The organism is Pseudomonadota bacterium, from assembly GCA_016927275.1.
Lineage (GTDB): Bacteria > UBA10199 > UBA10199 > 2-02-FULL-44-16 > JAAZCA01 > JAFGMW01.
In genome coordinates, this window is sequence record JAFGMW010000064.1 from 1 (window position 1) to 15748 (window position 15748).

Here is a 15748-nt window from a genome sequence, read left to right on the forward strand (position 1 = left end):
GCTGTTCTGAATGAGTTTGCCGGTAGCCGTGTCAAACCGGGTGATAGCATTGTCAGTAGCGCCCGCAGGTCCCACTACATCGCCTGTTCCTGCAGCTGCCCACTGCGGATTTGCGCCGGCGCCCTGCGTCTGGAGAAACTGTCCGCTGGCTCCGGGCACGAGCCTCACGATGCTCGTGCCGTTGTCGTAGAGGATGTCGCCCTGGTTCGAGGCGCCGAGCAAAAAGGTCGTCGCTACAAGGTCATCAAAAGTCCCGTCTCCCGCTGTCACAAGGCCTATATTAACGCCGTCCATCGTCCCGCCGTTTATGTCTGCGGTGGTCACTGTGCCGAGATCGGCCACCGTTCTGCCGGCGTTGGTCCAGTTGCTGCCCATGCTGAACGAGCTGCCGTCGTCAGCCGATATCGAGTCCAGGGCGATGTCGCCGACGTTGATGATATTGAAATCCCCGACGTTGAGGTCCCCCGTCATGGCAACGGTGCCGTCGGCCTTGAAATCCCCCGAGCCCACGTCGGACCAGCCGAGCTGGCCGCCGGCGTTCGTAGTGAGCGCCTGGCCGGCAGTGCCGTCGGCGGCGGGCAGGATCAGAGACCAGCTCGCCCCCACGTCTGCCGCGGACATGAGCGTGGTGGTGAAGGAGTCGCCCGCATCGGCGTCGTGCAGGACGACCCTGCCCGCATAGGCCACCGTGCCCTGGCCTATCGTCACGTCGCCTCCCTGGACGGCCGTGTCGTTCTGCGAGACGAGGTCGGTGAATGTACCTGTAGATGCGGTGGTTGCGCCTATCGCCGAGTTGTTCACCGTGCCGCCGCTGATCGTGAGTGCGTCCGCGATGTAGGCGTCGAGTATTGCGGTGCCGTTCCAGACGCCGCTGGCGACCGTGCCCAGGGCGGTGATGTTGCCCTGGACCGCCGCAGGCAGCGCGCTTGCGATCGACGGCACGCCGGCGCCGCTGGTCGCGAGCACCCCGTTGGCCGCGGTCGAAAGCCCTGAGACGGTGCTTCCCGCCGCCGCATAGTAGGCGAGCTCGTTGATGAGCCCGGGGTTCACTCCGCCGCCGCCTCCGCCGCCGATGTCGTTCCACGTCGTTCCGTCGTTGGAGTACTGCCACTTGACGGTCGCGTCGTCGAAGCGAAGGCCCGGGTTGTTCGCCGCGCCCTGGTTCGCGTAGATGACGTTGGTTGCCGCAGCCCCGCTGCCGATGGTGAAGTTGTTGTTCGCGTTGGAGAAGGCGGTGATCTTGTCGGGGGTGACCGATCCCGCGGCGATCTGTGCGCCGCCCACCGCGCCTGTCGCTATGGCCGCGTTGTCCACGGCGCCGGGCGCGATCTGGCTGGAGATGATCTGGTCGGTCTGCAGGAAGAAGTCGATCGGCTCGTATCCCCTGAAATACTGCGTGTTCAACGAATAGACCGAGGCGGTTATGCGGATGGGCGGGGTGAGCTCGGCGAAGCCGGAGACGCCGTCGTTGAACCACGACTTGAGGGTGAGGACGCTCGTGGTGTTGAAGATCGCTGGGTCGATGACCTGCATGCCCGGTATGGATGCGCTGCCGAGCAGGACCTGGAATATCCCCTCGTCCACAGGCACCGCGACCGAGCCGGTCGGCTCGGCGCCGTCCAAGCTCGTGCCGTCGTTGCTCCAGAGAGAGGTCCCCGCGCCGTCGACGATGACGAGCTTGAACCTGCCCGTGCCCTCGAAGGGGCGGTCGTCGACGAAGACGCTGCCCTGGTAGGTGAGCACCGGATCCACCGGCGTGGGCGGGGCGGCCCACAGGGTCGCGCTCCAGGCGAGCGCTGCGGCGAGAATCGATGCGGCAACGGCCGATGTCGTCCTCTTCATGACCACCTCCCGGCCCCGCGCGGGGGCCAAGTATCACTTCACCTCGTATCTCCCGTCGGCGCTCGACTGCAGGGTCTCAGCGGTCGGGCTGCCGAGCGTCTGTATAATCTTGTAACGCTCTCCGCCCCTGGAGTAGCTGAAGCCGGAGAGCACGCCAGCGGAGCGGGCGTCGGAGGGGGGCGGCTCGGGGATGACGATCTCATCGGTCACGGTGATGTCTCCGCCGCACGCGGTGATTGCGGCCAGCGCCGCCAGGGCTACGACTGCGAAGACGCCCCTCGCTGTTTTCGTGTCCATGCGCCGCATGATGCCCTCCCTCATCAGAGGCCCCCGCCTGCCATCGTGAGCACCTCTGCCCTGCGCGCCTCGCTCGGCGCCGACACGCTGTCCTCGCCGACGGCGAGCTTGCGGAACTGCGCCTGGCCTCCGGTGCGGGCGAGCTCGCCCTCGATCGCGGCAGCGAGCGCCTCTGCGCGGCGGCCGGCCAGTCCCCTGTTGTACTGCTTCGTTCCCGTTGTATCGGTCCAGCCGCGGACCTCCACGGCGACCGTGCCTTTGCCCGCGGCTATGTGCTCCGCTATGGCCTCGACCACGCCGCGGTCCTCGGGGGAGATCGTAGCGTCGTCGAAGTCGAAGTAGACCTCGCAGAGGAACGTGTAGCGGCCGGGCTCGCCGTCGGCGGCGAGCCTCGTGCACGACGGCGCCTCGTCCAGCGGCCCGATCCTCGCGTGCTCCCTGGGAGCGGGCCTATGCGTGTACGCAAGATTCACGAATCCGGCGTAGCGGGGCATGCCGCCGCCGTGGACGAGGCCGACGGAGCCGCCGCCGCCCACGGAGAGGCCGTTTTCGAACTTGTGCCTTGCGCCCAGCCGCGCCTCTGCGGGCGAGGTGGAGCGGGAGCCGTAGAAGTCGCCGGTCGCGGTCTGGGTCTCGATCTCGGCTATGATCGAGGTGGACTTTGCCACGCGCAGGTTCGCCGCAGCTGCGATCTTGAGCACGTCGCGGAACGAGAAGTCGCCGATCTGCACCTTCTCCCTGGTCTGGAAGGCCACGTTGGCCGCCATGGTGAGCCTGTCAGCGGGCTTTATCTCCACGATGAGGCGGGCCTCGCCGGTGACCCCGCTGTCGCCGAGGAAGTGCGACTCCCTGCCCGTGGGCGCGGTCACCGACGGCATGAAGGCGATGCCGACGGGGTACTCGTCGAGATCGAGGATCCTGAACTTGGCGAAGAGGTTCAAGTCCCCCGCGGAGCCGTACTCGCGGCCCGAGTAGCGGCCCGCAGCGTCCGACCAGGTGTATCTGTAGGTGTAGAAGAGGGGGATGTCGAAGCCCAGCGAAAACCAGTCCACGAATCCCAGCGCGCCGTAGAACCACTGGAAGAGGGGCCCGTCCACCCCGTCCTTCGTGGCGACGCTAGTGGTCCTGCCGGTGCGGCGGACGATCTCGGTCACCATGTCGATGTTGAGCGGCTCGTCGTAGTAGAGGAGCGAGGTGCCCAGCGTGAAGCCGAGCTGCGGCAGGCTGCGAGACTCCTGCACGAAGAAGTAGTTTCCGAGGTCAGCGTTGGGACGGACCCTGAGGAAATTGAAGCGGTCGGCCGCCTGCGCCGGCTTCGCGGTGATAAGGCAGAGGGCGAGGATGCAAACGGACAAGGCAGGCAGGGCGCGCAGCGCCGAAGACCACGGCATCGCAACTGGGTTTTTCATATGAGCCCGCGCCCCCCTTCACGAACTCTAAGCTCCTACTTCTACTGCCTTGCGCGTATCTCGTCAATCGCCGAGTTCGCCTTTGCGACCACCTGTTCGCTCTTTCCCATGGAGGCCAGCTCGAGCAGCCTGCGGCCGCTATCGGGGCCCCCGTATCTCCTCAGTATGTCTATGCCCGCAATGACGATCGAGTCGTCCGCCTCGGACATTATGAGCTGCGAGGCCAGCGAGGCCGCCTCGGCGGGGGAGACCTCACCCATCCTTCTCAGCGCCTCGACCCGCGCCTGCCTGTCCTCGGAGGCGAGGGCCACGGTCTTGAGGAGCCGCAAGACCGGCTCCGCGAAGCGCTCGCCCTGGAAGCGGCCCACGACCGAGACGATCTCGCGCGCCAGCGCCGCGTCCGGCTCCCTCTGCATGAGTGAGAGCAGGGTGTCGAATGCGCGGTCGCCGCCCACGCGGCCGATCGAGCGGATCGCGTGGATCTTCTTCAGAGGCTTCATGACCCCGTAGCGCTGCGCGAGCAGGTCGACCGCCGCGTCGCCGCCGCGGGCGATGAGCGGCTGCATCATCTGCGGCAGGTGCTCGGCCTGCGTGGACTCGAATACGCGCGCAAAGAGCGCTACCTCGGCGGCGTGGGCGTCGGCATAGCCCCTGGCGAGCTCGTCGACCGCTGCCTGGTGGACCGCGCGCGGATGGCTTGCGTCCCGAAGGACCGCTATGAGGATGTCGCGCGCCAGCCGCGAGTTGTCCGCGCCCAGCCCCGCCACGGCCGCGACCCTCATCTCAGGGGCGCTCTCCGGGGCCGAGAGGATGCGGCCGAACTCTAGGGCCGTCTCCTCGGTACCCTTTCTGCCGAGCGCGCGGGCGGCCTCAGTGCGCAGCTGCGGGTCGGACTCAAGCACGTCGTACAGCATGGGGATCGCGCCGTCGGCTTCGATGGCGCCGAGCGCGGCCACCGCCTCGCGCCTGGCCTCGGGGTCGCCGGAAGATCTCAGCACCGAGCCGATCTCGGAGAGCGCATCCTCGCCGCCGAGCGCGCCCAGCACCGAGACGGCGCCCCTCTTGTAGCCCGCGCCTGCATCTGCGCCCCGCGCGTCCTGTGCGGCGCTTGCCCTCACCGCCTCGCGCGCTGCGCGGTCCTTGAGGGCCTCGCCCCTTGCGAGAGCGTCCCTGGCCTCGTCTGAGAGCTTCGCGTCGCCGCCCACCGCGTGCCGATAGAGCGCCTGCGCTGCCCTCTCGCCCTTGAACGAGGCGAGCGCGCGGACGAGCGCCTGCCGCTGCTGCGCGGGCCTCGCCTCATCCAGCATTCGAATTACGGTATCCAGCGCGATCGGCCCCATGCGGGAGAGGTCGGAGCCGAGATCCGCGATCTCATCGCGGTCCTTTGCGGGATCGAGCGACAGAATCACGCCGAGGGTCGTGTCAACGGCGCCGCGAACGACGCGCTCCTCATCGTGGGCTTCCTGCGCCGCTTCCTCCTCGAGCGCCTCCTCTTCACGGGAGTCGAGCCTCGCCTCCAGGTCCGAGACGAAGCGGCGTGCCGCGGCGGAGTAGGATCTCCGGGCCTGCAAGGTCGATTCGGCGCCGGCCGGCGAGCCTGCCTCGGCCCCTGTCCCGGGCGCGCCTGTGCAGGATGTGAGGACGAGTGCGAGCGACGCAAACAGCGTGACCAACTGGGAGTTCATGACCGCCCCCTGGTGTTATATATATGAAATGAGCTTATCATCATCGCCCGGAACATGGAAGAACAGTCTGAAAAGATGCCACATGTTCAAGGCCTTCTCAATTGCTTTGATAACTATGTAAAAAAATAATGATAATAAATAGGGGCCGCAACGGACCCTGCGGCAGCAGGGGTATCAAAAGCGACACGTCCTTATTCAGCGGTGGTGCGCGGTCGAATCGGGCTCGTCGTACAGCTGCTCGTAGGTGCGGCCCCTGCCGGCGGGGCGGCGTTCTTCCTTGGGCGGCCCCTCTCCGGGGCACCTTTTGCACAGAAGCCTCTTCCTCATGAGGCGGAGGAGGAAGGCGGCGAGCTTGAAGCCGATGTAGGCGGCGAGCAGGGCCAAAAAGACGTCCCTCGGGTCGGACTTTATGTTGGCCGAGGCCCTGTCTACGGCCGCCGCGACCCCGCCTTTCAGCCCCGCCACGAACTCGTCGAAGGGGGCGTCGAGGGCGTAGGCCCTGCCGAAGGCGTAGATCACGCGGAAGTTGTAGAGCATGCCGCGCCACGCGCGCGCGCCTATCTCCCCGGCGAACATCATGGAGAAGATCGCGGCGAGCAGGGCGAACTCGGAGAATATCTTCTCCGCCGCGAACACGACGGACTTCACGGACAACCTCATCATCTTCATCGATCCCTCCCTAGTCCTCTGCCTGCAGTTCCCCTGTGCCCGCTGCGCGACGGGCACGGCGCGCCCTCACCCATGCGTAAGCGGCACAGGACCATCTCCAGCCGGCCCTGCCCCAGTCTCGCATCTGCCTTGCGGCGAGAGCGACGTCGGCCCCGGACAGTCCCCTCTCGGCGAGCCCCTGGACCACCACGTATATCACCGGCACGATGCCGAGGGTGAGCACGGTCGAGGCGATCACCCCGCCGAACACCGCGGTGCCCAGCGAGTGGCGCGAGGCGGCGCCGGCGCCCGCGGCGAGCACCAGCGGTATGAAGCCGAAGATCGCGGAGAGCGCGGTCATGAGGATGGGCCTCAGCCTCACGCGTGCCGCCTCGACCGCCGCCTCCACGATCGTGGCGCCCGCATCGCGCTTGTCCTTGGCGAACTCGATGAGCAGGATCGAGTTCTTGCTGGCGAGCCCGACCAGCATCACCAGGCCTATCTGGCAGTATATGTCGTTGTACAGGCCGCGCCAGAACTGGGCCCCCAGCGCCCCGAGTATGGCCAGCGGCACCGCCATCATGATCACCAGCGGCAGGGCCCAGCTCTCGTACTGGGCCGCGAGGAAGAGGAAGACGAAGGCGATGGAGAGCGCGAAGATGAGAGGGGCCAGCCCCGCGGACTTTATCTCCTGCAGCGCCGTTCCTGTCCACTCGAAGCCGTAGCCGGCCGGGAGGATCCTCTTTGCCAGCCGCTCCATCGCCGCTATCGCCTCGCCGGAGCTGTGTCCGGGCGCCGGCGCCCCGTTGAGCTCGACGCTGCGGTAGAGGTTGTAGCGCGTGATCGTCTGCGGCCCGGTGATCCTCCTCACGCCGACCAGCGCCGACAGGGGCACGAGATCGCCCGAGGCGGAGCGGACGTAGAGCCTGGAGATGTCGCCCACGTCGGCGCGGAAGCGGTCCTTGGCCTGGACGAAGACGCGGTAGACCCTGCCGAACTTGTTGAAGTCGTTCACGTAGAACGAGCCGAGGTAGGCCTGCAGGGTGTTGAATATGTCGGTGATCGCGATGCCCAGGGTTTTGGCCTTGGTGCGGTCGAGGTCGATGTAGAGCTGCGGGTAGTCGACCTTGAAGGTCTTGGAGAGGTGCGCGAGCGCCGGGTCATGCCTGGACGCTCCGATCATCTTCTTCGAAAGGTCGTCGAGGGCGCGGATGTCGCCGCCGCCCCTGTCCTGCAGCTCGAACTGGAAGCCGCCGGTGGTGGAGAGCCCCTCTATCGGGGGCGGGTTGAATGTGAAGGCGAGCATCTCCTCGAGGCCGAAGAGGTCCATCTGGACCCTCTCCATGACCGCCTCGACGCTCGATCCGGCGCCCCTGCGCTCAGACCACTCCTTGAGCGTCACGATGAAGGTCGTGGCGCTCGAGTCGAGGGCGCCGTTTATCATGTTGTAGCCCGCGATCGTGAGGACGTCCTCGACCTCTCCCCGGGACCTGACCATCCCCTCTATCCTGTCGCTCGTCGCCATGGAGCGCGAAAGGGACATGCCCTCCGGCCCCTGCGCTATGATGTAGAAGTAGCCCATGTCCTCGTCGGGCACGAAGGCGGTCGGCACATGCCCGGCAAGGAACCATGTGATGCCCATCAGCGCGAGGAAGAGGACCAGCACCGCCTTCCACCTGCCGACCAGGCGGCCGACCAGCGTCTGGTACAGGCCGCTGGAGAGGCCGAACCCCTTGTTGAAGCCGGTGAAGAGAGGGCCCTGCTTCGCGGGCTTGGGCCTGAGCACGATCGCGCAGAGGGCGGGCGCGATGGTGAGCGCGCAGACCGTGGAGATGCCGACCGCGAACGCGATGGTGAGCGCGAACTGCCTGTAGAGCTGCCCCGATATGCCGGGCATGAAGGCCACCGGCACGAAGACCGCGAAGAGCACGAGGGTCGTGGCGATGACCGGCCCCACCACCTCGGCCATGCCCTTCATGGCCGCGTCGAGCCCGCGGAGACCCTCCTGCTCGATGAGCCGCGAGGTGTTCTCCACGACGACGATCGCGTCGTCGACCACCGTGCCTATGGCGAGCACGAGCCCGAAGAGGGTGAGGGTGTTGATCGAGAAGCCGAACGCCATCATGACGCCGAAGGTGCCGATGAGCGAGACCGGTATGGTGATCGAGGGGATCAGCGTCGACCGCCAGTCCTGAAGGAACACGTAGATCACCGCGATCACCAGCAGCACCGCGAGCACGAGCGTGATCACGACCTCCTTGATCGACTCCTTCACGAACATCGTGGTGTCGTAGGGGATCGAGTAGGCGAGCCCCTCGGGGAAGCGCGCGGAGAGCTCCTCCAGCGTCTGCCTCGCCTGGCGCGATATCGCCACGGCGTTGGCGCCGGCGAGCTGGAACACGCCTATGCCCGCGCAGCTCTTGCCGTTGAGCTCGAACGACCATTGGTAGTTCTCCGCACCGAGCTCGACGTCGGCCACGTCGCGGATCCTCACGACCGATCCGTCCGCTGCGGTCCGCACGACGATGTCCCTGAACTCCTCCACATCCTCGAGGCGGCCCTTCGTGGTTATCGTGTACTGGAACGCGACGCTGTCGGAGCTGGGAGGCTGGCCCAGCCCGCCCGCGGCCACCTGCACGTTCTGGTCCTGGATCGCCCCCACCACGTCCTGCACCGCGAGGCCCATCCCGGTGAGCCGGTCCGGGTCGAGCCAGAAGCGCATGGAGTAGGCCCGCTCGCCGAATATGATCACGTCGCCCACGCCCGGGATTCGCTTGAGCACGTCCACCACGTTGATGGAGGCGTAGTTGGAGAGGAACAGCTCGTCGTAGCGGTTGTCGGTCGCAAAGAGGGTGGCGATGAGGATGAAGTTGCTGGACTTCTTCTGCGTGGTGACGCCGTACTTGCGCACGTCCTCCGGGACGCGGGGGAGCGCGATGTTGACGCGGTTCTGCACGTCCACCGCGGCGATGTCCTGGTCGTAGCCCACCTCGAACGTGACCGTGATGTTCGAGGAGCCGTCGTTGCCGCTGATCGAGGACATGTAGAGCATGCCGGGGGTGCCGTTGATCTGCTGCTCCAGCGGCTGGGTCACGCTCTTCTCCACGACCTCGGCGCTGGCGCCCGTGTAGGTGGCCGAGACCTGCACGACCGGCGGCGTGATCTGGGGGAACTGGGCGACCGGCAGGAGCGGTATGCACACCACGCCGGCCAGCACGATCACCAGCGAGATCACCGTGGAGAACTTGGGCCTCTTTATGAAAAAATCCACGAACATTCGATTCACCTGTCTGTCATTGCGAGGCCATGAAATGGCCGATGACGCTCTCGGCGTCATCTCCCCAGTATCGCCCTGTGGACGATCGCCTGCATGGTCTCCCCTGCCGCGGCGCTCTTCGCGGTCACGGTGTCGCCCGGCTTCACCAGCTGCAGCCCCTCGATTATCACCTCTTCGCCGGGCGAGAGGGCGCCGGTCACCGCCCGCATGCCGTCGTATTTCGCGCCGCTTGAGACGTAGACCCTCTTGGCCACGCTGCCCGCCTCGAGCGCCATGACGTACTGGCCGATCTGGTCGGCGGCGAGCGCCTTCTCGGGGATGAGCAGCGCCTCCTCGGATTCGCTCAGGAAGAGGCGGGCGTTCACGTACACGCCCGGCAGCAGCGTCTTCTCCGGGTTGGGGACCGTGGCGCGCATGGCCACGGTGCTCGTGCCCGCATCGACCTGGTTGTCCACGAACTCGAGGGTCCCCATGTGGGGGCACTGCTCCCCGTCGGCGAACGATATGCCGACCGAAAGCTCCGAGCGCGCCATATGCTCGACGATCCTGTGGGACTCCTCGTCGCTCGGGCTGAAGTAGACGTAGATGGGGTCGAGCAGCACGATGGTGGCGAGCTTCGTGGCCTCGCCCTTTCCCACGAGGTTGCCCACGTTCACGAGCGTGCGCCCCAACCTGCCGTCGAAGGGGGCGTAGACCCGGCAGTAGCCGAGGTTGAGGCTCGCCTGCTCGGCGGCGCCGGCGCTCGACTCGACGCGGGCCGCGGCCTCCTGCATGGAGGTGACCAGGTTGTCGAAGTTCTCCCTGGAGACGTAGTCCTTCTCAGAGAGGCCCCGGTACCGCTCGACCTGCTCCTTGGCGAAGGCGAGCTCCGCCTCGTCGCGGGCGAGCTGCCCCTTCGCCTCGGCCAGCGCCGCCTCGTAGGGCCTGGGGTCTATCACGTAGAGGAGGTCCCCCTCCTTCACGTCGTCGCCCTCCACGAAATTCCGCTCAACGAGAAACCCCTCGACCCTCGCTCTTATGTCCACGGTCATCTTCGCGGCGGTGGTGCCCACGTAGTCGATGTATATCGGCACGCTCTTTTTCACGACCGGCGCGACCGTGACCGTGGCCCGGCCCATGATCATGAGCTGCTCCTTATAGTGCATGTACGCGAGCAGTGCGAAGAGGAGGATCGCGCCGAAGATCAGCCTGCGCCTGGTGAGCCACCTCCCGCCGAGCTCGTACCTACCGATTCTCACCATAGGTCGTTTCCCTTTCCCCCTCCGCCGCGCCGGACGGCTCCGGGATCCTCTCGCCCACCGCGCGCACGAGGTCGGCGTAGGAGGTGTAGATCGCCGACTTCGAGTCGATGAGCTGCGCGCGCGCGTCGGCGAGAGTCGACTGCGCGTTGAGGAGCTCGACGATGTCCGCCGCGCCCTCCCTGTAGCGCGCCGACGATGCGTCGAACGACTCGCTCGCTGAGGCCATGAGGGCGCGGCTGGCCGAGAGGCTCTCGACCGCGGTCACATAGTTCTGGTACGCGTCCCAGACCTCCTTCACCACCGTATCGTTTGCGAGCTTGAGCTGCGCCTTTGCCGCCTCCAGGTCGTAGCGGGCCTCGCGGAGCGCGTTCTCCATGTCGAAGCCGTGAAATATCGGGATCTCGAGCCTGAGCCCGCCGTAGGCGGTGGCCTCCTCCACGCTCCTGGACCTGAACCAGCCGAGGGTCCCTGTGCCCGTGAGCTTGGGGAAGGGCAGCGAGCGCGCCGCGCGCATCTCGGACTCCCTCTGCCTCACCAGCGCCTGGGCCGCGCCGATGTCCGGCCTCGCCTCGCCCGCATCCGCGATCAGCGAGTCCACGTTCGTGCCGAGCTTTCGCACCGGCGGGTCGCCGAGCTCCTCGCCCACCGAGAGGGGGACGTTTGCGGGCCAGCCCACGACCGTCGCGAGCGCGCCCCTGGATATCTCCTTCGCACCCTTCGCGGAGGCGAGATCGAGCTTCACACGGGCCTCGCGCGCGCGGGCCTGCAGCACGTCGGAGACGGTGCTCGCGCCCGCCCGCCTCCGCGCCTCGGTGGCCGCGAGCGTCGTGGCCGCCTCCCTGAGGTCCTGCTCCGCGGCCTTCACGCGCGCTGCGTCGGCCAGGTGAGTGTAGTATGCCTTGGGCACGTCGCGGAGCACGTCCTGTATCGCCTGGTTGTGGGACCAGTTCGCGGCGGCGAGCGCCTCGCGGGCGGCGGCCGCCTTTGCGCTGCGGCCCCCGAAGTCGAGCAGCAGGTACGAAAGCCCCACCCCCATCTGCACGTACGACCTGTCGCTGGTGCCGAGCTGCTGGATCTTGCCCGCGGTCGCCTCGACCCCCCCGTCGATCGTGGGGTAGTAGGGCGACCTGGCCCTGGCCCAGCCCGCTGCGCGCGCCTTTGCCTGCGCCCAGGCGATTCTCGTGGAGTCGTTGCTGAGAAGCGCTGCGTCTATGAGGTCGGCGAGGGTGAGCGCCTCTCCGCCCTGCGGCGCAGGCTCCAGCGGGGGCTGCATCTCCCTTTCGATCCTCCGCTCCATCGCCGAATCGATCGCCGGGGCCGATGCCACCTGAACTCCGGGCGCTTGCGATGCGTGCCTTGCGGGGTTGAGCTCAGGGACCGGCCTCGGACATCCGCAGAGGAGCGCTGCCGCGGCCGATGCGATGAGGGGTGCGGAATATTTTCCAGAAAGGGGTATGCGCACGCAGGTCCCGCTGCTGTGCGCCCAGTTTCCCTCAGGAACTGGGCGGTAATTTCACAAGCGCGGTCAATATGTTATTTGCCCTGTGCTGTCAAACCGACAATGGATCTTTCCGGCGTCCGCATTGACCGTTGGATGGCGGTGTGCTCTCATGCGCGTCCGGAGGAGGTGGGGATGGCAAGCCTGGGATCGGTGGTGAGGTTTCTGAACGGGGAGCTCAGGGTCAAGTCCTTCAGGGACAGCTCGCGCAACGGGCTGCAGGTGAGGGGGCGCGGCGAGATCTGCAAGGTGGGGTTCGCGGTGGACGCCTCCATCGAGGTCTTCGAGAAGGCGGCCCGCGCCGGGTGCGATCTGGTGGTGGTGCACCACGGCATCCTGTGGAAGGGCAAGAGGGACGTGACCCACAACCGCGGCCGCAGGATCGCCTTCCTGAAGGGGCGCCGCATGGGCCTCTACGCGTGCCACCTGCCGCTCGACGCGCACCCGATATACGGCAACAACATCGTGCTGGCAGAGATGCTCGGGCTCGGCCGCATCGAGAGATTCGGCCGCTACGAGGGCGCATACATAGGATACATGGGGAGGTTTTCCCGCCCCATGCCGCTCCGCAGGCTCGCCTCGGTCCTGGGGAGGGGGATCGGCGCAAGGTGCCTTGCCCTGCCGTACGGAAAGGGGGCGGTCAGGACCGTGGGGATCGTCAGCGGCCGCGGCTCGAGCCTCTTTCCGGAAGCGGTGAGAAAGGGGCTCGACTGCTTCGTCACCGGCGAGATGCTGCACGAGGCGGTGGTCGAGGCCAGGGACGCGCGCGTGAGCCTCGTCATAGGGGGCCACTATGCCACCGAGACGGTGGGGGTGCGCGCCCTCATGCCCCTCATCGGGGAGCGCTTCGGGGTGGACACGGTCTTCATAGACGCGCCCGTCTCGATATGAATCTGGACACAGAAGCGCAGGGATAGTAGTGTACACGGACTTTCAAAAGGGAGGGTGCCATGGGGACGAAGGGACGCGAGATAGTGGGGCTTGACGTTGGGAAGCTCCTGGAGCTGCTCAACAAGGCGTACGCAGACGAGTGGCTCGCATACTACCAGTACTTCATCGGGGCCAAGCTGGTTAATGGGCCGATGCGCGAGGCCACGGTGGCGGAGCTCACGCAGCACGCGGCGGACGAGCTCAGGCATGCGGGGCTTCTGGTCGACCGGATCATCCAGCTGGGCGGAACTCCGCTCACCAAGCCCGAGGAGTGGTACAAGTGGACCAACTGCGGCTACGATGCGCCAAACGATCCGTACGTTGAGGCGATACTCGCGCAGAACATAAAGGGCGAGCAGTGCGCGATCGGGGTTTACCAGAAGCTGCTCGACCTCACGCGCGACAGGGACATAGTCACCTTCAACATGGTGAGCACGATCCTCACCGACGAGGTTGAGCACGAGGAGGACCTGCAGGCCATCGCCGAGGACATCGAGGTGATGAAGAAGCACAACAGGTAAGAGGGGACCTGCCCTCAGATAGTGATAATAACGGCACTTCCGAGAGGGGGTGCCGTTTTTGTCGCTATTTACGCCAACTGTAGGATAATTTGACACTTTCGGTCAGATTTTACCTGCCTCAGCGGGTGTCCCCATCTATTCATTTCTAAATTCATTTATATTTCAATTAGTTAAGTATTTTGTTTATATTTCAGTTCTTGGCACGGATGTTGCTTGAAATATAAGTTGGAAGGAGGAGGCATGAAGTTTCAAGGAAGACACATGTCTGGGTTTGATTTCCTGTGGCTCGTGGCGTGCGTCGTCGCAGCTGTCCTGATTGCCTCGCTGTGCCTGTCGTCGTATATCCCCGACCGCTCGCTCGTGAACCTTTCCGCATCTGCGGACGATTCAAAGGGCGGCGAGGGCGATCACGAACCCACCGATTTCGCCTGATCCCGCTTTGAAAGGCCACGATTGAAAAGGGGGCTGTTTTTCTGTATGTAGTTCATGAGATGATCCCGATCATATCGCTGCTGGTCATCGTATCCCTATCGGTCCTCGTCACGAGGATCGCCACGGTGGCGCTCACCTTCACCGGGATGAGCCGCGAGGTGGCGCGCTTCCAGGCCAGATCGGCCTTCGCGGGCGTGGGATTCACCACCCAGGAGTCGGAGCAGATAGTGAATCACCCGGTGCGCAGGCGCATAGTGATGATACTCATGCTCTTCGGCAACGCAGGCATCATCACCGTGGTCGCCTCGCTCGTGGTCGCCCTCCTCAACATCAGGGCGGCGGGCGATTCGGTCCTCCTCAAGCTCGTTGCCCTCTTCGCGGGGCTCGGCGCCATCTGGTTCGTGGCGACCAGCGGCTGGGTCGATCGTCGCCTCTCAGCGCTGATCGGGTGGGCGCTCAAGAGGTACACGAGCCTGGACGTGAAGGACTACTCGTCGCTTCTGCACATGGCCGGCGAGTACAAGGTGGCGGAGCTCTTCGTGGAGCCTGAGGACTGGCTTGCCGGCCGCAGGCTCGCCGACGTGGACCTAGAGGAGGAGGGGGTGCTCGTTCTCGGCATCACCAGGGCCGACGGGACGTTCATCGGCGCCCCCAACGGCGCAAGCCGCATACTCTCAGGCGACACGATAGTGGTCTACGGCCGCGAGTCGGCCTTCATGGAGCTCGACGAGCGCCGCAGCGGCGCGTCGGGGGACATAGAGCACGCCGAGGCGATCGAGGAGTACAAGGAGATCGTCGAGGAGGAGAGGCAGGAGGACCCGGCCGAGAGGACGCGATCGGAGTGAGCGCCAGGATATGGACGAGAAAGAGCGAATAGAGCGCGAGGCGCTCACATTCTTCCTCAGGCTCTACAACCGCAAAAAGGGCACCAAGTACCGGTTCCTCAGGAAGCGGGAGCGGCCCGACTTCGAGATAGTGGAGCGGGCGTCGAGGAAGGTCGTGGGCGTCGAGGTGTCGCACATATTCCACGACAAGAAGGAGGCGATGATGTTCATGGGCCGCGACCCGAGCACGGTCCACGGCATCATCTCCGCCGAGGACAACGTGAAGGTCCTCGTGGACATCCTGCGGAAGAAGGCGGAGAAGGTGAGGCACTACCCGTACCGCGGGCCGATAATACTCGTCATCAGGGACTACTCGCAGACCTTCGACCTGAGGACCCTCTTCGGCTTCAAGATGGGGCTCAAGGTGCCGCGCTCCGACTACCGCGAGGTCTGGTACCTCTCGCGCTCGAGGCCCGTGAAGAGGTGGGACGAGCTGGTGCGGCTCAGGTAGCGAGCCCACGGGTTCGTCGCTCGACACGCGCTCCCGGTTCGTGCATAATCACCGCCCATGAAGACAATCGTGAATTTCGTGAGGGAGAAGGGCTGGCTGGTGCGCGGATCGTGCATCGGGGGTGCGATCGGCGCGCTCGCGATCCACTTCAACGAGGCGCTGCCCCACACCGGCGGGCTCTCGTTCGGCCTCCCCATGGGGCCGGCCCTTGCGGTGGCGCTGGGCATGATCGGCGGGATGATCGGCGGGGTGATCGGCAGCTTCATCGCCGGGATGTCCGCCCGGGAGGATGTCGCTCTCAACGTCGGCGAGTCGCTGGGCATCGGGCTCCTCAACGGCTTCGTCGTGGGCACGGCGGTCGGGATCGCCGTAGGCGTGATCGGCAAGTACCGGCAGGGCGCGGTCACCCCGACGCGCCTCTTCGTCGCGATGGCGGTGCTGGCCGTCGCCGCGTTCTTCCTCATGAGGCGAGGGCGCAGCGCTGGCCCGAGGGGTCAGTTGTAGACGAGCTGAATGAACATCCCGGCGGCGACGCTCGTCAGAAAGAGCAGCGCCTTCGCGCTGTCAATCAGGGCGTGTTCCAGAAAATGGGGCATCGCGGCCGTTTAGAACCCGCTCGGCCGGATGTCAACC

14 protein-coding genes are annotated in these 15748 nt (G+C 65.8%); 6 read left to right on the plus strand and 8 right to left on the minus strand.

The annotated features are described in order from the left end of the window. The 8 genes from JXA24_04005 to JXA24_04040 all read right to left on the minus strand — a co-directional run. Positions 1-1842: hypothetical protein (locus tag JXA24_04005; protein MBN1282917.1), on the minus strand; the 1842-nt coding region annotated here is incomplete at its 3' end. 33 nt (positions 1843-1875) lie between these two features. Further along, positions 1876-2163: a hypothetical protein gene (locus JXA24_04010; GenBank protein ID MBN1282918.1), complete on the minus strand. Its 288-nt coding sequence runs from the start codon at positions 2161-2163 to the stop codon at positions 1876-1878. Next, on the minus strand, positions 2163-3548 hold the full coding sequence (locus JXA24_04015) for an OmpA family protein (GenBank protein ID MBN1282919.1): 1386 nt from the start codon (positions 3546-3548) through the stop codon (positions 2163-2165). Before JXA24_04015 ends, JXA24_04010 begins: the two co-directional genes overlap by 1 nt. Before the next feature lie 41 nt (positions 3549-3589). After that, positions 3590-5233: a HEAT repeat domain-containing protein gene (locus JXA24_04020; protein MBN1282920.1), complete on the minus strand. Its 1644-nt coding sequence runs from the start codon at positions 5231-5233 to the stop codon at positions 3590-3592. 195 nt (positions 5234-5428) lie between these two features. Further along, complete coding sequence (locus JXA24_04025; GenBank protein ID MBN1282921.1) at positions 5429-5902, minus strand: hypothetical protein; 474 nt, start codon at positions 5900-5902, stop codon at positions 5429-5431. Positions 5903-5912: 10 nt separating this feature from the next. After that, positions 5913-9158, minus strand: a complete 3246-nt coding sequence (locus JXA24_04030; GenBank protein ID MBN1282922.1) for a multidrug efflux RND transporter permease subunit — start codon at positions 9156-9158, stop codon at positions 5913-5915. A 56-nt stretch (positions 9159-9214) separates the two neighbouring features. Then, positions 9215-10399: an efflux RND transporter periplasmic adaptor subunit gene (locus JXA24_04035; GenBank protein MBN1282923.1), complete on the minus strand. Its 1185-nt coding sequence runs from the start codon at positions 10397-10399 to the stop codon at positions 9215-9217. Further along, a complete protein-coding gene (locus JXA24_04040; GenBank protein ID MBN1282924.1) occupies positions 10383-11726 on the minus strand; it encodes a TolC family protein in 1344 nt (447 codons plus the stop codon). Before JXA24_04040 ends, JXA24_04035 begins: the two co-directional genes overlap by 17 nt. 306 nt (positions 11727-12032) lie before the next feature. On the opposite strand from JXA24_04040, the gene JXA24_04045 reads away from it, so the two are divergent. The 6 genes from JXA24_04045 to JXA24_04070 all read left to right on the plus strand — a co-directional run bounded on the left by JXA24_04045 (position 12033) and on the right by JXA24_04070 (position 15619). Then, entirely contained in the window at positions 12033-12788 is a 756-nt protein-coding gene (locus JXA24_04045) for a Nif3-like dinuclear metal center hexameric protein (protein ID MBN1282925.1), read from the plus strand. A 59-nt stretch (positions 12789-12847) separates the two neighbouring features. Next, on the plus strand, positions 12848-13348 hold the full coding sequence (locus tag JXA24_04050; protein ID MBN1282926.1) for a ferritin: 501 nt from the start codon (positions 12848-12850) through the stop codon (positions 13346-13348). A gap of 261 nt (positions 13349-13609) precedes the next feature. Then, positions 13610-13780, plus strand: coding sequence for a hypothetical protein (locus JXA24_04055; protein MBN1282927.1), 171 nt, complete (start codon positions 13610-13612; stop codon positions 13778-13780). 59 nt (positions 13781-13839) lie between these two features. Continuing rightward, positions 13840-14625: a TrkA C-terminal domain-containing protein gene (locus JXA24_04060; GenBank protein MBN1282928.1), complete on the plus strand. Its 786-nt coding sequence runs from the start codon at positions 13840-13842 to the stop codon at positions 14623-14625. Positions 14626-14635: 10 nt separating this feature from the next. Then, complete coding sequence (locus JXA24_04065) at positions 14636-15115, plus strand: hypothetical protein (protein MBN1282929.1); 480 nt, start codon at positions 14636-14638, stop codon at positions 15113-15115. 57 nt (positions 15116-15172) lie between these two features. Further along, positions 15173-15619, plus strand: a complete 447-nt coding sequence (locus tag JXA24_04070) for a hypothetical protein (protein MBN1282930.1) — start codon at positions 15173-15175, stop codon at positions 15617-15619. The last annotated feature ends 129 nt before the right edge of the window (positions 15620-15748 follow it).

Excerpts from the sequence above, each read along its gene's own strand:
- JXA24_04025 (MBN1282921.1), bottom strand. The coding sequence starts at position 5,902 with ATGAAGATGATGAGGTTGTCCGTGAAGTCCGTCGTGTTCGCGGCGGAG.
- JXA24_04015 (MBN1282919.1), bottom strand. The coding sequence starts at position 3,548 with ATGAAAAACCCAGTTGCGATGCCGTGGTCTTCGGCGCTGCGCGCCCTG.
- JXA24_04060 (MBN1282928.1), top strand. The coding sequence starts at position 13,840 with ATGATCCCGATCATATCGCTGCTGGTCATCGTATCCCTATCGGTCCTC.
- JXA24_04050 (MBN1282926.1), top strand. The coding sequence starts at position 12,848 with ATGGGGACGAAGGGACGCGAGATAGTGGGGCTTGACGTTGGGAAGCTC.
- JXA24_04035 (MBN1282923.1), bottom strand. The coding sequence starts at position 10,399 with ATGGTGAGAATCGGTAGGTACGAGCTCGGCGGGAGGTGGCTCACCAGG.
- JXA24_04020 (MBN1282920.1), bottom strand. The coding sequence starts at position 5,233 with ATGAACTCCCAGTTGGTCACGCTGTTTGCGTCGCTCGCACTCGTCCTC.
- JXA24_04045 (MBN1282925.1), top strand. The coding sequence starts at position 12,033 with ATGGCAAGCCTGGGATCGGTGGTGAGGTTTCTGAACGGGGAGCTCAGG.
- JXA24_04010 (MBN1282918.1), bottom strand. The coding sequence starts at position 2,163 with ATGAGGGAGGGCATCATGCGGCGCATGGACACGAAAACAGCGAGGGGC.
- JXA24_04065 (MBN1282929.1), top strand. The coding sequence starts at position 14,636 with ATGGACGAGAAAGAGCGAATAGAGCGCGAGGCGCTCACATTCTTCCTC.
- JXA24_04070 (MBN1282930.1), top strand. The coding sequence starts at position 15,173 with ATGAAGACAATCGTGAATTTCGTGAGGGAGAAGGGCTGGCTGGTGCGC.
- JXA24_04055 (MBN1282927.1), top strand. The coding sequence starts at position 13,610 with ATGTCTGGGTTTGATTTCCTGTGGCTCGTGGCGTGCGTCGTCGCAGCT.
- JXA24_04030 (MBN1282922.1), bottom strand. The coding sequence starts at position 9,158 with ATGTTCGTGGATTTTTTCATAAAGAGGCCCAAGTTCTCCACGGTGATC.